Source organism: Bradyrhizobium cenepequi, from assembly GCF_020329485.1.
GTDB classification, from domain to species: Bacteria; Pseudomonadota; Alphaproteobacteria; order Rhizobiales; family Xanthobacteraceae; genus Bradyrhizobium; species Bradyrhizobium cenepequi.
On the sequence record NZ_JAGKJI010000002.1, the window covers coordinates 255,590 to 274,542 of the forward strand.

Here is an 18,953-nt window from a genome sequence, read left to right on the forward strand (position 1 = left end):
TTAAAAGGTCCTGAACGAGTACTTAGTTTTCCTGAACCATGTGCGGACGCTTCGTCATCACCTCGCCGCCGGAGGCGATCAGGCTGCTCTTTGGCTACGTCGAGCAGCCCAACTTCCCGCCCCGGCACAATATCGCGCCGACCCAACCCGTTCCGGTGGTGATCCTCGAGAACGGCGGCCGGCATTTCCGGCTGATGCGCTGGGGCCTGGTGCCCGCCTGGGTCAAGGATCCCCGCCAGGTTGGCCTCTTGTTCAACGCCCGTTCGGAGACGGTGCTGGAGAAGCCCGCCTTCAAGAATGCGATCAGGCGCCGCCGCTCGCTGATCCCGGCCGACGGCTATTATGAATGGCACGATGAGGGCAGCCGCAAGCGGCCCTACTTCATCTATCGTCGCGACAAGCAGCCGGTTGGTTTCGCCGCGCTGGCGGAGACCTGGATGGGACCGAACGGCGAGGAGGTCGATACGGTTGCGATCATCACCGCGCCAGCCAGTGCTGATCTGGCGACGCTACATCCCCGCGTGCCCGTGACGATCTTGCCGGACGCGTTCGAGCGCTGGCTCGATTGCCGCAACGACGATGTCTCGCTGGCAACGCCGATGCTGGAGGGCCCGGTGGTCGGCGAATTCGCCTGGCATGAGGTCTCAATGCGGGTCAACCACGCCGCCAATGACGATGCGCAATTGCCGTTGCCGATTTCGGAAGAAGAGCGTGCGGCCGAGACGCCGAAGGCAAAACGGGCCGCGCCGCGCAAGCCGCCGACCGTGGCGGATGACGACGGGCAGGGGAGTTTGTTTTGAAGTGGTAGCGTGGGGCAAAGCGCACCTCTTTCCCTTCTCCCCTTGTGGGAGAAGGTGGCGCGCATGCAATGCGCGACGGATGAGGGGTTGTCTCCGCGGGCGAGGCGCTCGCAGAGAGAGACCCCTCACCCAATCGAGTTCGTTGCGGACCCCGGCGCTGCCCTCTCCCACAAGGGGAGAGGGCACAGTAACTGGCACCGCGAAGGCATAGTCTCTAGACTGGGCACGCTGCGCTTTGCCTACCCTACACTTCACCTGAAAATATTCAGCGCCGCGTATTGCACGAGCATGATGGTCTTGGCATCGACGATGCGGCCGTCTGCAATCATCGCGAGCGCTTCATCGATCGACAGTTCCAGCACCTCGATGTCCTCGCCCTCATGGGCAAGGCCGCCGCCGTCGCCGATCCGCATCGAGGAATCATATTCGGCGACGAAGAAATGCAGCTTCTCGGTCACCGAGCCCGGGCTCATGAAGGCTTCGAATACTTTGTGGACATGATGAAGCCGGTAGCCGGTTTCCTCTTCCGCCTCGGCGCGAATCCGGTTCTCCGGGGTTTCATCGTCCAGCATGCCCGCGGCCGCCTCGATCATGAGATCATCATGGCCGTTGAGGAACGGCGGCAGGCGGAATTGCCGCACCAGCACCACGCTGCGCGTTGCGAGATTGTAGGGCAGCAGCGTCGCGGCGTTGCCGCGGTCGAACACCTCGCGGTTCAGTGTCTGCCAGGCACCGTCGCTGCGGCGGTAGTCGAAGGTCACCGATTTCAGCACGTAGTGCTCGTCCGAGAGTGTGCGGACCTCCTTGACGCGGACGAGATCGGAGATGCTCATGAGTGACTCCGGCTACGGCGTCGGTTCGCGTCCATCGAGCCATTTGGCGTAGAAGATACGCTTCTGTTCGAAATAGCCGAGCGATTCATAGAAGTCTTGAACCTTGCTGTTGTCGGGTCGCACCATAAGCTGGATTTTTGCGATACCGCGGGCACGGAGCCAGTCTTCAGCCGCCGTTATCATCGCCCTGCCAAAACCCTTGAAGCGGTGATCGGGATCGGACGCGACGTAGTAAACCCAGCCGCGATGGCCGTCGTGGCCAACCAGCACTGACGCGACGATGTTGCCGTCATGACGGCCCAGCAGGACCGTCGAATTACTTTCCTTGCGCGCCAGCGCGATGTCGGAGGCCGGATCATTCCATGGCCGCGCGCTGCCGCAACGTTGCCACAGCGCGATGACGTCGCCGACGTCAGCATCTTCGATTGGCCTGATCGTCAGCGTTTCGTGGGTTGAAGCGTTCACAGCACTTTGCCGGGATTCATGATGCCGAGCGGATCGAGCATCGCCTTGATGCTGCGCATCAGTTCGATCGCGACCCCGTCCTTGACGTCGGGCAATTCATCGCGCTTGAGCACGCCGATGCCGTGCTCGGCCGAGATCGAGCCGCCCATCCGCAGCACGATGTCGAACACGACAGCGTTGACCTCATGCCAGCGGCTGAGGAAGTCCGCGCTGTCGGCACCGATCGGCTGGCTGACATTGTAGTGGATGTTGCCGTCGCCGAGATGGCCGAACGGCACCGGCCTTGCGCCCGGGATCAGCTTCACCACCGCTGCATTGGCCTCTTCAATAAAGGCCGGCACTGCGGCGACCGGCACCGAAATATCATGCTTGATCGAGCCGCCTTCGGGCTTCTGCGCCGCCGACATCTCGTCGCGCAATTTCCAGAACGCCTGGCGCTGGCTCAAATTGGCCGCGATCACGGCGTCGTCGACGATCCCGTCTTCCATGCCCTCGGCGAGGATCACCTCGAGCGTGTCGCGCGCGTCGTCGCGCGGCGAGGACAGCTCCATCAGCACATACCAGGGGTGCTTGCTGGCAAGCGGATCGCGGATGTCGATGCCGTGCCGGATCGAGAAATCCACCGCGATGTCGGCGAGCAGTTCGAAGCTGGTCAGGCTCCCGGCGGCTTCCGCTTGCGAGATCGACAATAGCTTCAACGCGTCCGCCGGCGATTTCAGCCCGACAAAGGCGGTCTCGATCGCCCGCGGCTTGGGAAACAGCCTCAAGGTCGCGGCAGTGATGATGCCGAGCGTGCCCTCCGCGCCGATGAAGAGGTTGCGCAGGTCGTAGCCGGTATTGTCCTTTTTCAGTTTCGATAGTGCGTTGAGCACTCGCCCGTCGGCCAGCACCACTTCGAGCCCCAGCGCCATCTCGCGCGCCACGCCATACGCCAATGCAGCCGTGCCGCCGGCATTGGTCGAGAGGTTGCCGCCGATGGTGCAGCTTCCCTCGGCGCCGAGCGAGAGCGGAAACAGCCGGTCGACATCGCTCGCGCGCTGCTGGGCCACCTGCAGCACCACGCCGGCTTCGCAGGTCATGGTGTTGGAGGCGGTGTCAATCTCGCGGATCTTGTCCAGCCGCCGCAGGGAGATCACGACCTCGCCATGATGCGGTGTCTGCCCGCCGACCAGGCCGGTATTGCCGCCCTGCGGCACCAGCGCGATGCGATGCTCGCTCGCGAGCCTGCAGATATCAGATACTTCCGCGGTCGAGCCCGGCCGCAGCACCAGCGGCGAGCGTCCCTGGAACAGGTTGCGCTCTTCGACCAGATAGGGCGCGATGTCGGTGGCGTCAGTCACCGCATATTTGTCGCCGACAATGGCGCGGAACTTGTCGATCAGGTCCGGCGAAAGCGGCGGTGCTGGCGGCTCTGCGATGTTCATCCCGGTCTCTTTCACTCCGGCCGCGCTTCAGTCGCGGCCAACGGCTGCGCGGCGCAGCCGGTCGTTGATGGCTTCGCCCAGACCTTCACCCGGAATGGGCATCACCGCGATCGCACGCGCGGCCTTGGTGTCGAGCGCGCGGAGATGGCCGAACAGATTGGCGGCGGCCTCGGCAAGATCGCCGCCAACGGACAGATTCATCACGGCGGCGGCCGAATCAACCCCCGATATTCTCAAGGGCCCAAACGCCAGAAGCGCCTCTCCGGGCGCGATGCTGTCGGCGTTGAGTCGCACGCGTGTGCGCGGGGCATAGTGGGAGGCAAGCATGCCCGGCGCGAGCGGCCTGCCGCCGTCGCCCGGCGCGAGCGGCTGGCCGCTGTCGCTTTCGGCATCCGCCGGCAATTGGTCGAGCCTGTGGCCGAGCACGCGCTCGATCTCCGCGCGCGGCCGCCCGCCTGGCCGGAGCAGCGTCGCGCGCTCGAAGCAGCCGACGATGGTCGATTCGACTCCGACCTCGACCGGGCCGCCATCGACGATCAGGTCGATGCGCCCCGAAAGGTCGCTTGCGACATGCTCCGCCGTGGTCGGCGAAACGTGGCCGGACACGTTGGCGGACGGCGCCACCACTGGCCGGCCGAAGGCGCGGAGGATGTCGCGGGCGACGGGGTGGGCGGGCACGCGCACCGCGACGGTCTCGAGCCCCGCGGTCGCGAGCTCCGCCACGGGGCAGTCTTCGGTTTTCGGCAGCACCAGCGTCAGCGGCCCCGGCCAGAACGCCTCGGCGAGCGCGGTCGCCACCATATCGAACCGGGCGATCCGCCGTGCAGCAGTGAGATCGCCGACATGCGCGATCAGGGGATTGAACGCCGGCCGCCCCTTGGCCTGGTAGAGGTGAGCGATCGCGGCCGCATTGGTGGCGTCGGCGCCGAGCCCGTAGACGGTCTCGGTCGGGAACGCCACCAGGCCGCCTCCTGCGAGCGCGCCGGCGGCCGCCGCGGTCGCGGCTGTTCCGGCCGGCAGGATCCGGGTTTCCAGGCTGGTTTCCACTGTGACTAAAATCCTCAAATGCGCTGCTTGCGGTTACCCAAGCCCGACGCTATAAGCCGCGTTCTTAGTCGGAGTGTGGCTCAGCCCGGTAGAGCACTGCGTTCGGGACGCAGGGGTCGCAGGTTCGAATCCTGCCACTCCGACCATTAGTTTCAAGTACTTATAGTTTCGATATCCTGGCTGCACAACGTAATGGCCTGTTGCACGGCGGATGGGCCGCGATTTCGGACAGTTTCCAGACGCTGGTGGCGCGATTCGGCGCGGCCGCCGCAGTCACTCTGCGGGCTGCGGCGTGGCGAGCTCGCGCCGGCGCAACGTGGCGAGCGAGAGTGCGAGAGCGCCGAGCGCGCACAAGGAGATCGTCGCGACCATCGGCCGCGCGGTGCCATCGAAGAACAGGCTGACGATCACGATCATCAGACCGCCCGTCACCATCTGTAGGGTACCGCCCAGCGCCGATGCCATGCCGGCGATCGGGCCGTGCTCCTCCAGCGCCAGCACCATGGTCGAGGGGATTACGAGCCCCATGGCGGCGAAGCCCAGGAACAGCAGCACCATCATCACTGCAAGACTATCGATGCCGGCGAGGTTGAGGGCGAGCAGAAGCGTGGTGAACAGCGCATAGGCCGCCGTCGCCGCAATCACCACCCGGCCCATGCCGTAGCGCTGGCCGAGCCTTGCTGCAAACTGCGAGGCACCGATAAAGCCGAAGGCGTTGATCGAAAACGCGAAGCTGAAGGTGGTTGGCGATAGGCCGTAATGGTCGATATAGACGAAGGAAGAGCTCGCCAGAAACGCGAAGAAGCTCGCCATGCCGAGCCCACCGATGAAGGTGAGGCCGAGGAAGTGCCAGTGCCGCAGCAATTGCCCGAAGCTTTCCAGCACATGGTGCATGCTCACGTCGACGCGCTCGTGCGCGGGCCGCGTTTCCGGCAGGTGCAGCGCCATCAGGATGAAGGCCAGCACCGCGACGATGGTGACTGCCACGAAGACGGCGCGCCAGCCGAACGGCACGATCAACGCGCTGCCGCCGAGCGGCGCAAGGATTGGCGAGACGCTCAGCACCAGCATCACCAGCGCCATCAGTTGCGTCGCCTCGATGCCGGTGTGCAGGTCGCGGATGATGGCGCGCGGAATCACCATCACCGACGAGGCGCCGATGCCCTGCACGAACCGGAAGGCGATCAGCCAGCCGACGCTAGGCGAAAGAGCGCACCCGATCGAGCCGATGATGAACAGCGTCAGGCCGACATAGAGGGGCGGCTTGCGGCCGGCCATGTCGGAGATCGGGCCGTAGACGATCTGGCAGATGCCGAAGGCGACGAAGAACACCATCAAGGTCATCTGCGTCGCCGCCGTCGAGGCGTTCAGGTCATGCGCGATGGTCGGCAGCGCCGGTAGGTACATGTCGATGGCGAATGGGCCGACCGCCGACAGCAGGCCGAGCACAACGGCGTTCTTGGTATAGGTCGAAACCATGAGGGCTGACTTCCAGGGGACTCGTATTCAGACGATCGGCGTTGATGCGCGCGTCAAAAATGCGATCATCCGCCGTTCGAAATATTGATAGCGGGTGACGCCTGCCGTGCACGCGGTCGGGGGTTGCGGCAGGTCGAGTGGCGCATGTGCTGGGAAATGTGGGGTGCCGTATCCGTCTTGGAAGATGACCGACGTGAAGCGCCGATGATCGCGGACATGGATGTCATGGAGTGCGTCCTTCGTGCAACAGTTCGTCGAGTCAGTCGAAAGGCGCGGTCCTGCCGAGTAAGCGATCAGCGCGCTGGATCGCTCCCGCCGCCTCTCGTTCCTGACCTGTTCGCTGATCTCCTCAAACGATTTTCCACTGAGCTACGCTAGTCAGGCAGCACGCAAGCCACTGAGGGAAATTGTCGAAATCGCGCTCCGCGAGGAGGGCTTGCGGGGGCGGAATGGCTCGGCCAGCACCAGCCATATCCGCCGATGGCTGCATATCGAAGCAGTATTTGTTTTGCCCGGCGTCCCCATCATTTGTCTCGCCACCTTGGCGGGTAGGCCCGCACCGGCCCGCGCTCTGTTGGAAAGGACAATTTGATGCCAAACCTCATTTACCGCGTCATCTGATTCATTTGTCCAGCGCGTCAACGACGCCAGGTTCGCGGACCGGCCTGCGCCAGGCGATTGCGGCACGGCGGTCACCGGCACCATCGATGACGCTCTTCCGGCTCAATAGTTTTGACAAAGGATTGAGGTAATCATGAAGCCATTCTCGACATCATGCATTCAAGTTCGCCGCATTACCTTCGCCCGATCGGCTCACCCACGGCCTCCATTCCCCTTGGCGCGACGCAGCAGCTCCACCACTTCGCGGTCCGAGGTCTGGTTGAAGTCCCGGTAGTGCATGCCGACTGCAAAGAACGATTCGGGTGTCATCAGGCAAATGATTTCATCGGCCTCCGCCTTCAGGCTCTCGAGCGTGTCGCGCGGAGCGACTGGCACTGCGAGCACCAGCCGGCGCACCCCCACCCTGGAGAGCGCCTTGAGCACGGCCCTCATCGTTCCGCCGGTTGCGATGCCGTCGTCGATCACGATCACGGTGCGGTCGGCAATGTCGACGGGTGGCTCGCTGTCGCGATAGAGGCGGCGCCGCCGCTCGATCTCGGCTAGCTGGCGCGATGTCTCGGCCTTGAGATAGTCGGCGCCGGGCTCGATGGCGCGAACGATCTCGTCGTTCATTACCACCTGCGCCTTGGCGCCGTCGACCACCGCGCCCAGCCCAAGCTCTTCGTGTCCGGGCGCACCGATCTTGCGCACCAGCACGACATCGAGCGGCGCGTTCAGCGCCTGCGCGACCTCGAATGCGACCGGCACGCCGCCACGCGGCAGCGCCAGCACCACCGGGTTGTCGTTCCCAAACTTCGCGAGAGCCGTCACGAGCCGGCGTCCTGCCTCGCGCCGGTCGGCGAAGACCCATTCGTCGGACGTTCCTGGCAGAGGCGATGACAGGAACTGGCGGAACCAGCGTCTCGCGTGCTCGATGACCTCCTCGAGCGCGCCCGGTTCTTCGAACAGGTGAGTGGCCCGCGGCACGATGACGAAATTCTTTTCGCAGGAGAGCTCATCGAAGGCGGCACGGTTGAGCGGAATGACCGGCAAGTCGGCGCCTCCCACGATCAATTGCGTCGGCGCGGTGACGGCGCGCAGCGCCGTGCCGGCGAGATCGGGCCGTCCGCCGCGCGAGACCATCGCGCCGACATTCTGCCGTTCGGCCGCCGCCACCAGAGCAGCCGCGGCCCCAGTGCTTGCGCCGAAATAGCCGACGGGAAGCATCGCGAATTCGGGCCTGGCATGAACCCAGTCCGTGGCCTCGGCAAGCCGTGACGCCAGCAGGCCGATATCGAAGACATTGCTGCGGTCGCGCTCTTCCTGTTCGCTGAGGAGATCAAGCAGCAGGGTAGCGAAACCTGCCGCGCGTAGTCCCGCTGCCACCTGATTGTTGCGCGGGCTGTTGCGGCCACTGCCGCTGCCATGCGCGAAGACCACGATGGCAGTCGCGCCCTTAGGCACGCCCAGTATGCCGGCGAGATGATGCGGACCAATGCTGACGTCGCTGATCTGCTCTGGTCCGCTCGTCATGATCGGAATCCGAATGGACAGAGGTCGGGCAAGTGCTCACGCGCCGCGCGGAGGAGATCGATGCGCTTGCGGTCGCTGCTCTCGCGGACGCGCTCGGCAGCAGGGGAGAGGGCCATGCTGGGTTCCCTTGGTGTTTGTTGGTTCAGCGCGCCAACATCGCACAGCGGCAGACCGGTCCCGCGGCTGAGAGACGCATTTGGTAATTTTCAACTGGCAATTTTCAACGCAACTCATCCCGCAGCCGGACGTTCCTCCTCATCGCCGCTCGCAGTCGAAGCGTGCAGCGGGTGGAACAGGATCCTCGATCAAAGTTGCAGGAGAAGAGGATGCAAGTTCGAGAAATCATGCGACCCGACGTCGAGATCACCGATCCAAACATGTCGATCGGGGATGCAGCGCGCAAGATGCGGGCCGACAACATAGGTTCGCTACCGGTCGGCGAGAATAACCGGTTGATTGGGATGGTGACTGACCGCGACATCGTCGTGCGCGCCGTCGCCGACAACCGCGCCGCGGGCAACACAGCGGTGCGCGAGGTCATGTCCGAAGGCGTCAGCTACTGCTTTGACGATGATGATGCGGAGGCCGCGGCCCAGGTGATGGCCAAGCATCAGGTGCGCAGGCTTCCCGTGCTCAATCGCGACAAGCGCATGGTCGGCGTGATCGCGCTTGCCGATCTCGGCCGCTCAAAAGGCGGCGCCGCGCAGGATGCGCTGCAGGGCATTTCCGAGATGACGGACAAGGAGCGTCGCTGAGGGTTTGCGTTCCAAGCCAGCAAGAAGCTTCCTGATGCTGAAGCCGCAGGAGTGATCGCATGACATTCAACTTGAAAAGCCCCGCCTTTGCGGATGGCAAGACGATCCCGCAAAAATACACGGCTGACGGTGAAAATCTGTCACCGCCGCTCGAATGGTCGGACCCGCCTGCAGGAACCAGGAGTTTTGTGCTCATTGTGGAGGATCCCGACGCGCCCTCTGGAACCTTCCGCCACTGGGGTCTCTACAACATCATGGGCGAGCGAACATTGCTTCCGGAAGGCGTGGGCCGCGGCCCCAAGACAGAGCGCCTCGGCAAGGGCGTGAACGATTTTGGCGAACAGCGCTATGGCGGACCGGCGCCGCCCAAGGGGCATGGCACCCATCACTATCACTTCAAGCTCGCCGCACTCGACGTTGAAGAACTCTCCCGGGCGCCCAACATGCCGGTCGCCGACATCTGGAGCGCGGCGGAAAAGCACATGCTCGGGCAGGCGGAGCTGATCGGAACCTATAGCCGGTAGCTGCAAAAAAATTCTTGTAACGCCCGGAACGTCGGATACCGATACGCGTTCTGCACGTAAGTGAGCGGTACAAAAGGAAGTCCAACCAGGTACCGTTCACGAGCCCCGTCAGTTTACTAAGGTAACTGGCGGGGTCTCTATTTGCCAGCAGTTCCGCCCTCCTTCACAGCCATCCCCCACATCAGGCCCGCTTATGGGCGGAAGATCGCGCTCGGCCGCGCAAAAGTCTGTCGTGTTATTGAAACGCGACTTCGGCGAAACTCCGGAGCTTGCGCGAATGCAGGCGCTCCAACTGCTGCTCTCTCAACCGCTCGAGTGCCTTCAGGCCGATTTCAAGATGCTGGCCGACGCGCTGCCGATAGAACTCGCTCGCCATGCCCGCGAGTTTGATCTCGCCATGCAAGGGCTTGTCCGAGACGCATAGCAGCGTGCCGTAGGGAACACGGAAACGAAAGCCGTTGGCGGCGATCGCGGCCGATTCCATGTCGAGGGCAACCGCGCGCGATTGCGACAAACGCCGGATAACCGAGGGATCGCCGATCTCCCAGTTGCGATTGTCCACGCTTGCGACGGTTCCTGTGCGCATCAACCGCTTCAGCTCGAACCCTTCGACCCCTGTCACCTCGCCCACTGCCTCCTCGAGCGCGACCTGCATCTCGGCCAGCGCCGGTATCGGCACCCAAAGCGGCAGTTCGTGGTCGAGCACATGATCCTCGCGCACATAGCCATGCGCGAGCACGTAGTCTCCGAGCCGCTGCGTGTTCCTGAGGCCGGCGCAATGCCCGAGCATCAACCATGCGTGCGGACGCAGCACCGCGACATGGTCGGTGATGTTCCGCGCATTGGACGGACCGGTCCCGATGTTGATCAGGGTAATGCCCCGATAGCGGGCCTCGACCAGATGAAAGGCCGGCATTTGCGGCATGCGTTCCGGGGGAATCCCGGTCGTGCCGCCGCCAAGGCGCGCGTTGTGCGTGATCACGTTTCCCGGGCCAACGAAGGCGTCCGGGCCGCTTTCGCCTGCAGCCAGGCGCTTCTGGCACAACTCAACGAACGCATCGATGTAGAACTGGTAGTTGGTGAAGATCACGAAGTTCTGGAAGTGCTCAGGATCCGTGCCGGTGTAGTGATAAAGCCGGCGCAACGAATAATCGACACGCGCCGCACGAAACAACGCCAGCGGCTGAGGAGCGCCGGGCGCGAGCTCGAGCGTATTATTGGCGATCGCGTCGTCGATGGCGGCCAGGTCAGGCACGTCGAAGAGGTCGCGCAGCGATCGCATGACATTCGACTTGTCGCTGGGAGAGAGTGCGGCTTCGATGTTGATGTCGCGACGATAGGCGAAATGGATCGGGATCGGCTCGTCCGACTCGCCGACTTCCACCGGTACGCCATGGTTGTCGATCAATCGTCCGATCTGCTCGGTGAGATAGGTGCGGAACAGGTCCGGTCTCGTGACCGTGGTTTCATACACGCCCGGCCTCGCGACGAAGCCGTAAGCGAGGCGCGAATCGACCCGCACATAGGTCGAGGTTGCAATGCGCACGAACGGATAGTTGGCGCGCACGCGCGCCGCGAGCGACCCGCCATTGGCATAGGCTTCGAAGTGATCCCGCAGGAAGGCGGTGTTGCGCCCGTAGATCTCTTCAAGGCGGGCAACCGCTGCAGCGGCGTCAGTAAACGCGTCGGTCGCAATCCGCGGCGGGGTCAGCATGGTGAGAGCGGAGCACATTGTCGTTACTATGGCAGATTCTCAGGAGCATGAAAGGGGGATCGCTGGCGCCGGTGCGCAAGCGTCGCAGCCGCTCGGCTTGCCCTGCGATCGCGAGAAGGTCACGCGCAATTGAGTGCTTTGCCGGCATCGCCATGCCCCTGCCCCTGGCGGGCTTGCCTGCTTTCTCACCTGCATCCAGTCCGACATCCCCTTTGTGCTAATGGAGAGCTTCCACGCCGACGCCGTCCTCGACACGATCGAGCGGCATCGCTGCACCCTGCAGGTCGGTTTTCCCGCGCAATACGCTGCACCGCTCGATCGCCAGCGAGCGCAGCCGCGCGACCTGATTCACTGCGCTTTTGTCCGACCGCGGCCGATACCTGCCCGGTCGAGCTGCAGCGGCAGGTCACGGCCAACTTCGGCGCTCCGCTCTTCCACTCGCTACCAAAGCAGCTCGTTTAGACTCATGCGCCAATCGCGCCGGGGACATCATGTCTCCCGCCGCGCGTGCGATTGCATATTGTTTCCAGGCCTAAGGACGGTCACGCCAGAGCGATCACGGCAGGTTGTCATGGGCAATCCACATCCCCAGCGATCGTGGTATCAGAGGACGGACGATACTTCGTGCAAGGAGGAAGCATGCGTCAGGATTTCTGGTTCCATCATCCATTTCGGGTACGCTATTCTGAGGTTGATGCACAGGCCGTGGTGTTCAACGCGCATTACCTGACTTATTTCGACACGGCGATCACCGAGTATTTTCGCGCGCTCGGCTATGACTATCTCGGCGAGGTCGAAAGGACCGGCGTCGATTTCCATCTTGTGAGGTCGGTCGTCGAATACAAGGCGCCGATCCGGTTCGACGAGGAGATCGATGTGTGCGTGCGTGTCGCGAGGATCGGCCGATCCTCGATCACGCTCGCGCTCGCGATTTTCGCCAAGGGCAGCGATGACCTCCGCTCCACCGGCGAAATCGTGTGGGTGTGCACGGACCAGCGAACCCATAACTCGGTTGCCGTGGCGGAGCCGTTGCGGGCCCTGATTGCAAGCCGCGAAGAGGCTCTTGCTCAGGCGTGATCGCGGCCTATGGTACCTTTTTCTCCATGCCATGGCCGATGCTGCCTGTCCCGATCCTGATCGGGATGCTCGCCCATGGCGCGCTGGGCCCTGTTGGCCAAGGCCGGCGCAAGCCTGGCGGGCGGCACCTTCGTCGCCTGCCTCATCGTCGGAGTGATCACCACGCCTGTGGCAGAACGCCTCAGGTTGCCCTATGCTGGGCTTGCCTTTTGCATCCGTGGTTTGGTTGGTCCCGGGCGTATTCCTGTTCCGGATGGCGGACGGACTGCTCGAGCTCGTCGCAAGCGACGGTAACGTTTCCTCGCGTTTGCGCCAGGCAACACTTGCGGATGGAGCCAACGCGGTCCTGATCACCCTTGCGATCACCCTGGGGGTTGATCCTGCCGAAGATGCTGATCGGGTCTCGTTTGAACAAGCGGTTTACCGGGAGCAGCGGAAGCACGTAGAATTTGAATTGCACCCCTGCGCAAGACACACGCTTTTGCAATCAGCGTGCACTATATTAAGGGGTGTCGCTATCGTAACTGTCGAGCAGGTGATTGGGATGCGCCTATTATTGCTTATCAATTTGACAGCCTTCGCCGTGGCGGGAGTAGCTGTGGCGGACGAGCGGCCATTCGCCCTTCCGCCCGTGAGCATCGACGCGCAGCAGAATAATCTGCCGCCGGCTCTCGGCGTCGGGCCGCAGGGATCAGGCAACAGCAGCGTCGCCGGCGGCAGCACCGGCAATGCCGCCAATCGCGGTTATGACGATCTCAACCGGCGCTTGAGGGGCGAGGTCAACCGCGTCAATCCTCCGGTCACGAATCAGCCGCCGATCGATGCGCGATCGCCGGACACCCGTGTCGGCGTCATCAACATACCGGCCGTCCAGCAGCAGTACGGACAGAACTTCGGCATTTCGGCCCGGCCGTACCGGCCGCCGCCGCTGGTGTATTCGCCGCCCTTGGGACGGCATTAAGCGTTCAAGCAGAAGACGCCCGAGCGGCACAGGGTGCTGACCCGTTCCGCTCGCGCCGCCCGTTGTCCCAGCTATCCGAGCGGGCTTCCTTGATTTCGTCTTATGATCTTGAGCGCGAGCAGCACCGCGCCGAGCACAAGAAATACAACGCCGACCGTCGTTGTGCTGGCGGATTCGTACGCCACGCCGATTGCCGTCAGCAGGCATCCGATGATGATCGCAACCAACCCACCAAGCTTCTTCACCAGCAGAAGGTGTCCGTCACTCGTACTTGCCACCATGATCAGCCTCGCTGTTCAGATGATCCCCGCCTTCTCCGATTCTCGTCGCGTCAGTTTTCTCAGATCAGCGGCAGGCTCGCATGAGCAGAACGCAATCGTACACTCGACCGGGCCATATTGGAAATTTCCCGGCGTTCAGATTCTGCAGGCAATGACTGCGCTTTGATTCAATTGCGCACGATGATGATTGCGACAGCGTGCCTTACCTAGCGAGTGTTGGAGCCTTGCGTACCCGTGAGAGGCGAAATCGACGGTAGCCCTCACAGCTGGTGGTCCGCCGGCAAACCGTTGCGACGGTTGCAGATTGACTCGATTTAAACGTAGGCGTTAGATGATGAAACGCTGCATCGAGTTCTGGATCGGATAACCCGGCCGGAGTTGAGAGCCGAGTTTGGCGGAGTGGTGCAATGGCGTCACGAGCGGCGATCGATGAACGGCCCTACGTTTCGACCGGCCATCTACCTAATCCCGAGATGGTGCAGTCGCTGGTGGAAGACGCGCACCGGCGCCTCAAATCGAACGCTGACGGCAAGAACTCGCAAGTCTACCCGGCACTCGCCCGAGTGCCGAGCGAGCTGTTCGGCGTTTGTGTCGTTGCGACCGATGGGCATGTCTATGGCGCGGGAGACATAGACTACGAATTCTCCATCATGAGCGTGTCGAAGCCATTCGTGTTTGCGCTGATCTGCGAGACGATCGGCCCCGAAGAGGCGCGCGTGAAACTCGGCGCGAACGCCACTGGATTTCCATTCAACTCGCTCGCTGCGATCGAGCGTGGGGAAGGGCGAACCAATCCGATGGTGAATGCGGGCGCGATCGCCACGACGAGCCTCGCGCCCGGCGGGTCCGCCGAACCGCAGTGGGAGTTCATCCACGATGGGCTGTCGCGCTTCGCAGGCCGCAAGCTTCCACTCAACGAAGAGGTCTACGCCTCGGCTTCGCGGACCAATTTCCGCAATCGCAGCATCGCGCGGCTGCTTGAGAGCTACGACCGGATCTATTGCGACGCCAAGCAGGCGACCGATCTCTACACGAGGCAGTGTTCGCTGAATGTGACCGCAAGAGACCTCGCGGTGATGGGCGCAACACTGGCGGACGGAGGGGTGAACCCCATCACGAAGCAGCGCGTGGTCGACGCTGCGGTTTGCCACTACGCCCTGGCCGTGATGATCACGGCCGGATTGTATGAGACATCAGGCGACTGGCTTTACGACATCGGCCTGCCCGGAAAGAGCGGGATCGGCGGCGGCATTGTCGCGGTTTCTCCCGGCAAAGGTGGCTTCGGCACGTTCGCTCCGCCGCTGGACGCGGCCGGCAACAGCGTGAGGGGACAACTCGCCGCGAAATTTCTGTCGCAGCGATTGGGCATGGATCTGTTCGTCTCGCAACCGGAAAACTGACAAATGTTGACCGGATCGGCGTCCCGTCCAGCTAGTCGATCCAGAAAAGCCCGAGCAAATCAGAGGGCGCCATAGTGGCACAGACAATCTCGATCGGCGGCACCCACCAGGAGGAACGCGCATCATGGATTCCCATGATCGCAATCGCGCTCGGCCAGATGATCATGTCGTTCAACGTCGCCTCATTGCCGGTGGCGATGGGGGGAATGGTCAACAGCTTCGGTGTCCCTCCAACGACGGTCGCGACCGGCATCGTGGCCTATTCCATGCTGGTCGCCGGCTTCGTGATGCTCGGCGCGAAGCTCGCGCAGCGGTATGGCGCGCTCCAGGTGTTCCGCGCCGCCGTTGTGCTGTTCTTCATATCGCAGGTCATGATGACGTTCAGCCCCACGGCTGTCGTGATGGTCACGGCGCAGGCGCTCTGCGGCGCCGCCGGTGCGGTGATCGTGCCTTCGCTGGTCGCCCTCATTGCCGAGAACTACACCGGACGCCAGCAGGCGACCGCGGTGGGTGCGCTCGGCTCTGCGCGCGCGGCGGCTGGTGTCCTCGCCTTCGTCATTGGCGGCATCCTCGGCACCTATATCGGCTGGCGGCCCGCGTTCGGAATTCTTATTGCTGTTTCCGCCATTGTTTTCCTGCTGAGCTTCCGGCTCAAGCGCGACCACGGCCGGCCGGACGTGGAGATCGATCTGGTGGGCGTCGTTCTGGCGGCGGCCGCGATCATTTGCATCAGCTTCGGCTTCAACAATCTGAATGGCTGGGGCGCAGGCCTGGCCACGCCCAACGCGCCGTTTGATCTGCTCGGCATTTCGCCGGCGCCGATCCTGATTGTTATTGGCGTCGTGCTCGGGCAGGCATTCCTGATGTGGACGCACTGGCGGCAGGAGGCAGGCAAGACGCCGCTCCTGGCGCTCGAAGTGATCGACTCGCCGGAGGAGCGTTGCGCGGTCTATGCGCTGTTCGCCGTGGTCGCATTGGAGGCCGCGCTGAATTTTTCGGTGCCGCTCTATATCCAGATCGTGCAGGGCCGCTCGCCGCTGGCGACTGCAATCGCGATGATGCCGTTCAATCTCACGGTATTCTTTGCGGCGATGCTGATCATCAATCTCTACGACAGGCTAACGCCGCGGCAGATCGGCCGCTATGGATTTGCCCTTTGCACCATCGCGCTGGTGTGGCTCGCTGTCGTCATGCGCAACGATTGGAGCGAGATTCCTGTGCTGGTCGGCCTCGTGCTGTTCGGGATCGGGCAGGGTTCGCTGGTCACGCTGTTGTTCAACGTGCTGGTCACCGCTTCGCCCAAGGAACTGGCTGGTGACGTCGGATCGCTGCGCGGTACCACGCAAAATCTCGCCGCGGCGGTCGGAACCGCGGTCGCCGGCGCACTGCTCGTCGGCCTCCTGAGCACGATCGTGCTCGGCAAGATCGTGGAGGACCCGCTGCTGCCCAAGGAAATTCAGAGCCAGGTCAATCTCGACAGCATAAATTTCGTCAGCAACGACCGGTTGCGGACCGTGCTGGAAGGCACGAGCGCCACGCCGCAGCAGGTCGAGGAGGCCGTGCAGGTCAACACCGAGGCGCGGCTGCGCGCGCTGAAGATCGGGCTGTTGATCATGGCCGGCCTTGCGCTGCTTGCGATCATTCCGGCCGGGCGGCTGCCGAACTATCGACCGGGAGAGATTCCGAGCGACGAGGCGGCGAGCGAAGGAGGGCGATCGACCTGACGCGCGCTGGGGTCGGTAGCCTTGAAATCAGGGAGAATGACATGACCACCTACGACAACGGTTCCGCGATGCGCCTGACCGGGCTGCCGACACCGCCTTTGTGGGTATGCATCCTGCTGGGAATCGTGATGATCATCGCGGGCCTGCTGGTCCTGGGCGATGTCGTGCTGTTCACCGTGATCAGCACCATCTTCATCGGTTGGATGGCGATCATCGCCGGTGGATTCGAGATCGTTCACGCGTTCTGGACCAAAGGGTGGGGAGGGTTCGTATGGCAGTTGCTGCTCGGCGCTCTCTATCTTGCCTTCGGCATCGTGCTGGTGACTCAGCCGGTGATGAGTGCGCTGATCCTCACCTATGTGCTCGGTCTGTTGCTTCTGATCTCCGGGATCGTCCGTGTGCTGATCGGCATCACGCACTGGCGGCAGTTCGGCTGGATCATGCTGGTGTCCGGCCTGTTCGGCGTTCTGGCGGGCCTCATCATCCTGACAGGATTTCCGGCCACCGGTGCATGGGTGCTCGGATTGCTGCTGGGCATCGACCTGCTTACTCACGGCGTCGGATGGCTAACCCTCGCCTGGCTGCCGGCTGCCAGAACGGGCTAGCGGCCGTCGATCGACAAGGACCGGCAAGTACACTCGCTAACCGCCCGCGATCATGTCGGGCGTTCTCTCCCGTACGGCAAGATCGATACGGGCTTCGTGCCATGCGCGATTGGCGGAGATCAGATATGTCAGGTTTGAAGCCGCCGGGTCGAACTTTCAAGATTGCTGCATTTCTGGCTTCAATTGGCATGAGCCTCACTGCGTTGCCGGCTGCACAGGCTCAACAGACGCCCGCAATACTGTTCCAGAACGTTCGCATCTTCGACGGAAGGAACGCCGCGCTCTCCGCGCTGTCCAATGTCCTGATCCGGGACAACAAGATCGAGAAGATTTCGGTGGCCGCGATCAAAGCGGACGCTCAGGTGATCGATGGCGGCGAACGCGTGCTGATGCCCGGGCTGATCGATGCGCATTGGCATGCGATGCTGGTGCGCCCGACGCCGGCGGCCTCCCTGGCGGATGATGTCGGCTACAACAATCTTCTTGCGGCTGCGGAAGCGACTGCCACGCTCATGCGGGGCTTCACCACCGTGCGTGACATGGGCGGACCAAGTTTTGGGCTCAAGCGCGCGATTGACGAAGGTCTCGTCCCCGGTCCTCGCATCTACCCGTCTGGTGCCATGATCACCATCACCGGCGGCCATGGCGACTTCCGGCAGCTTACCGATCTGCCGAGAACGATCGGCGGCATGCTCAGCCGCATGGAAAGGATTGGCGGCAGCATGGTCGCGGACAGTCCGGATGAGGTTCGCATGCGCGCGCGTGAGCAACTCATGCAGGGCGCCTCGCAGGTTAAGCTCACCGCGGGCGGCGGCGTCGCATCGCCATTCAGCCCGCTCGATGTATCCACGTTCACCGAGCCGGAGCTGCGGGCCGCCGTCGAAGCAGCGGAGAACTGGGGCACCTATGTCGCCGTGCACGCCTATACGCCGCTTGCAATCCAGCGCTCGATCGCGGCGGGAGCAAAGTGCATCGAGCACGGCCATCTGATGGACGAGGATGCGGCGCGCCTCATGGCTGAAAAAGGAATTTGGCTCAGCACGCAACCTTTCCTCGATCTGGCGGGCGCAAGTGCGCTCGGACCTTCGGAGCAGGGAAAGATGCGGCAAGTGGTTGCCGGCACCGAAAGAGTTTATGCCTTGGCAAAGAAATACGGAATCAAGACAGCCTTTGGCACTGACATCCTGTTCTCGAAGGCGCTGGCGGAGCGGCAAGGTGCCATGCTGGCCGACCTCACCCGCTGGTACACGCCAGCTGAAGCGCTGGCGATGGCGACATCGACGAACGCCGAATTGCTTAGCCTGTCCGGACTCCGAAATCCTTATCCCGGCAAGCTCGGCGTGGTGGAGGAGGGCGCGTTGGCGGACCTCCTGCTGGTCGATGGCAATCCAATTGACAACATCAAGCTCGTAGAAGACCCGGCCAGGAATTTCCTGGTCATCATGAAGGGCGGAAAGGTCTACAAGAACCTTCTGGCCCAAGAACCTTCTCGGCGCTGATCAACCAAGTGCGTACAGAGATACCAGTAACCGATCAAGGTCGGCTGCGCGCTGATGGCTGTTATGAAACTGTGGCATTTGGTGATGTAGTAGTGACCGATGAACCGCTGCTCGGATTCCGTCGCGTCGAGATCCAGAACCTGCTTCACGATTAAGGCGACCGGGTCCTGAACCAGAAGATCGAACCCTGAGGTCGCTATGATTGTCCATCGTTCTGCGTTTGAAGGCCCAA

18 protein-coding genes and 1 tRNA gene are annotated in these 18,953 nt (G+C 62.9%); 10 read left to right on the forward strand and 9 right to left on the reverse strand.

The genetic code is table 11. The features are described from left to right. Positions 1–38 precede the first annotated feature (38 nt). Positions 39–800: an SOS response-associated peptidase gene (locus tag J6497_RS04530; protein ID WP_225703023.1), complete on the forward strand. Its 762-nt coding sequence runs from the start codon at positions 39–41 to the stop codon at positions 798–800. 251 nt (positions 801–1,051) lie between these two features. Here the strand turns inward: J6497_RS04530 and J6497_RS04535 are convergent, their stop codons facing one another. Genes J6497_RS04535 through J6497_RS04550 form a run of 4 tightly spaced genes read right to left on the reverse strand, consistent with a single transcriptional unit; the run spans position 1,052 to position 4,569 of the window. After that, positions 1,052–1,633, reverse strand: a complete 582-nt coding sequence (locus J6497_RS04535) for an NUDIX domain-containing protein (RefSeq protein ID WP_225703024.1) — start codon at positions 1,631–1,633, stop codon at positions 1,052–1,054. A gap of 12 nt (positions 1,634–1,645) precedes the next feature. Continuing rightward, positions 1,646–2,098: a GNAT family acetyltransferase gene (locus J6497_RS04540; protein WP_225703025.1), complete on the reverse strand. Its 453-nt coding sequence runs from the start codon at positions 2,096–2,098 to the stop codon at positions 1,646–1,648. Beyond that, positions 2,095–3,522 carry an FAD-binding oxidoreductase gene (locus J6497_RS04545; RefSeq protein ID WP_225703026.1) on the reverse strand — a complete coding sequence of 476 codons (1,428 nt, stop codon included), beginning with the start codon at positions 3,520–3,522 and terminating at the stop codon, positions 2,095–2,097. Before J6497_RS04545 ends, J6497_RS04540 begins: the two co-directional genes overlap by 4 nt. A gap of 27 nt (positions 3,523–3,549) precedes the next feature. Further along, positions 3,550–4,569: an L-threonylcarbamoyladenylate synthase gene (locus J6497_RS04550; RefSeq protein WP_225703027.1), complete on the reverse strand. Its 1,020-nt coding sequence runs from the start codon at positions 4,567–4,569 to the stop codon at positions 3,550–3,552. 69 nt (positions 4,570–4,638) lie between these two features. Here J6497_RS04550 and J6497_RS04555 point away from each other — a divergent pair. Continuing rightward, positions 4,639–4,715: transfer RNA gene (locus tag J6497_RS04555), tRNA-Pro, on the forward strand. 127 nt (positions 4,716–4,842) lie between these two features. On the opposite strand, the gene J6497_RS04560 is transcribed toward J6497_RS04555, so the two are convergent. Both J6497_RS04560 and J6497_RS41490 read right to left on the reverse strand, forming a co-directional pair. Further along, on the reverse strand, positions 4,843–6,048 hold the full coding sequence (locus tag J6497_RS04560) for a multidrug effflux MFS transporter (protein WP_225703028.1): 1,206 nt from the start codon (positions 6,046–6,048) through the stop codon (positions 4,843–4,845). Between the two features lie 813 nt (positions 6,049–6,861). Next, positions 6,862–8,181, reverse strand: coding sequence for a phosphoribosyltransferase family protein (locus J6497_RS41490; protein ID WP_312010215.1), 1,320 nt, complete (start codon positions 8,179–8,181; stop codon positions 6,862–6,864). 326 nt (positions 8,182–8,507) lie between these two features. Between J6497_RS41490 and J6497_RS04575 the strand changes: the two genes are divergently transcribed. Then, positions 8,508–8,936: a CBS domain-containing protein gene (locus tag J6497_RS04575; protein WP_225703029.1), complete on the forward strand. Its 429-nt coding sequence runs from the start codon at positions 8,508–8,510 to the stop codon at positions 8,934–8,936. Between the two features lie 59 nt (positions 8,937–8,995). Continuing rightward, on the forward strand, positions 8,996–9,460 hold the full coding sequence (locus J6497_RS04580; RefSeq protein WP_225703030.1) for a YbhB/YbcL family Raf kinase inhibitor-like protein: 465 nt from the start codon (positions 8,996–8,998) through the stop codon (positions 9,458–9,460). Between the two features lie 235 nt (positions 9,461–9,695). Here J6497_RS04580 and J6497_RS04585 read toward each other — a convergent pair whose 3' ends face one another. Beyond that, positions 9,696–11,174 (reverse strand): AMP nucleosidase, encoded by a 1,479-nt coding sequence (locus J6497_RS04585; protein ID WP_225703228.1) that lies wholly within the window; start codon positions 11,172–11,174, stop codon positions 9,696–9,698. Positions 11,175–11,391: 217 nt separating this feature from the next. Further along, positions 11,392–11,526: a hypothetical protein gene (locus J6497_RS41175; protein ID WP_283844386.1), complete on the reverse strand. Its 135-nt coding sequence runs from the start codon at positions 11,524–11,526 to the stop codon at positions 11,392–11,394. A gap of 287 nt (positions 11,527–11,813) precedes the next feature. Here J6497_RS41175 and J6497_RS04590 point away from each other — a divergent pair, with 287 nt between their 5' ends. Further along, on the forward strand, positions 11,814–12,251 hold the full coding sequence (locus J6497_RS04590) for an acyl-CoA thioesterase (protein ID WP_225703031.1): 438 nt from the start codon (positions 11,814–11,816) through the stop codon (positions 12,249–12,251). A 193-nt stretch (positions 12,252–12,444) separates the two neighbouring features. Further along, a complete protein-coding gene (locus tag J6497_RS04595) occupies positions 12,445–13,212 on the forward strand; it encodes a hypothetical protein (protein WP_225703032.1) in 768 nt (255 codons plus the stop codon). A gap of 71 nt (positions 13,213–13,283) precedes the next feature. On the opposite strand, the gene J6497_RS04600 is transcribed toward J6497_RS04595, so the two are convergent. Next, positions 13,284–13,493 (reverse strand): hypothetical protein, encoded by a 210-nt coding sequence (locus J6497_RS04600; RefSeq protein WP_225703033.1) that lies wholly within the window; start codon positions 13,491–13,493, stop codon positions 13,284–13,286. A gap of 407 nt (positions 13,494–13,900) precedes the next feature. Here J6497_RS04600 and glsA point away from each other — a divergent pair, with 407 nt between their 5' ends. The 4 genes from glsA (at position 13,901) to J6497_RS04620 (ending at position 18,721) form a co-directional block, all read left to right on the forward strand. After that, on the forward strand, positions 13,901–14,893 hold the full coding sequence (gene glsA / locus J6497_RS04605) for a glutaminase A (RefSeq protein ID WP_225703034.1): 993 nt from the start codon (positions 13,901–13,903) through the stop codon (positions 14,891–14,893). Between the two features lie 74 nt (positions 14,894–14,967). Next, positions 14,968–16,617 carry an MFS transporter gene (locus J6497_RS04610; protein ID WP_225703035.1) on the forward strand — a complete coding sequence of 550 codons (1,650 nt, stop codon included), beginning with the start codon at positions 14,968–14,970 and terminating at the stop codon, positions 16,615–16,617. A gap of 41 nt (positions 16,618–16,658) precedes the next feature. After that, positions 16,659–17,222 carry an HdeD family acid-resistance protein gene (locus J6497_RS04615; RefSeq protein ID WP_225703036.1) on the forward strand — a complete coding sequence of 188 codons (564 nt, stop codon included), beginning with the start codon at positions 16,659–16,661 and terminating at the stop codon, positions 17,220–17,222. Positions 17,223–17,410: 188 nt separating this feature from the next. Then, complete coding sequence (locus tag J6497_RS04620) at positions 17,411–18,721, forward strand: metal-dependent hydrolase family protein (protein ID WP_225703037.1); 1,311 nt, start codon at positions 17,411–17,413, stop codon at positions 18,719–18,721. Positions 18,722–18,953: the final 232 nt, after the last annotated feature.

Coding starts and splice junctions, on each gene's coding strand:
- J6497_RS04545 (WP_225703026.1), bottom strand. CDS start 3,522: ATGAACATCGCAGAGCCGCCAGCACCGCCGCTTTCGCCGGACCTGATC.
- J6497_RS04530 (WP_225703023.1), top strand. CDS start 39: ATGTGCGGACGCTTCGTCATCACCTCGCCGCCGGAGGCGATCAGGCTG.
- J6497_RS04595 (WP_225703032.1), top strand. CDS start 12,445: ATGCTGGGCTTGCCTTTTGCATCCGTGGTTTGGTTGGTCCCGGGCGTA.
- J6497_RS04590 (WP_225703031.1), top strand. CDS start 11,814: ATGCGTCAGGATTTCTGGTTCCATCATCCATTTCGGGTACGCTATTCT.
- J6497_RS04600 (WP_225703033.1), bottom strand. CDS start 13,493: ATGGTGGCAAGTACGAGTGACGGACACCTTCTGCTGGTGAAGAAGCTT.
- J6497_RS04615 (WP_225703036.1), top strand. CDS start 16,659: ATGACCACCTACGACAACGGTTCCGCGATGCGCCTGACCGGGCTGCCG.
- J6497_RS04560 (WP_225703028.1), bottom strand. CDS start 6,048: ATGGTTTCGACCTATACCAAGAACGCCGTTGTGCTCGGCCTGCTGTCG.
- glsA (WP_225703034.1), top strand. CDS start 13,901: ATGGCGTCACGAGCGGCGATCGATGAACGGCCCTACGTTTCGACCGGC.
- J6497_RS04580 (WP_225703030.1), top strand. CDS start 8,996: ATGACATTCAACTTGAAAAGCCCCGCCTTTGCGGATGGCAAGACGATC.
- J6497_RS04535 (WP_225703024.1), bottom strand. CDS start 1,633: ATGAGCATCTCCGATCTCGTCCGCGTCAAGGAGGTCCGCACACTCTCG.
- J6497_RS04620 (WP_225703037.1), top strand. CDS start 17,411: ATGAGCCTCACTGCGTTGCCGGCTGCACAGGCTCAACAGACGCCCGCA.
- J6497_RS41490 (WP_312010215.1), bottom strand. CDS start 8,181: ATGACGAGCGGACCAGAGCAGATCAGCGACGTCAGCATTGGTCCGCAT.
- J6497_RS04585 (WP_225703228.1), bottom strand. CDS start 11,174: ATGCTGACCCCGCCGCGGATTGCGACCGACGCGTTTACTGACGCCGCT.
- J6497_RS04575 (WP_225703029.1), top strand. CDS start 8,508: ATGCAAGTTCGAGAAATCATGCGACCCGACGTCGAGATCACCGATCCA.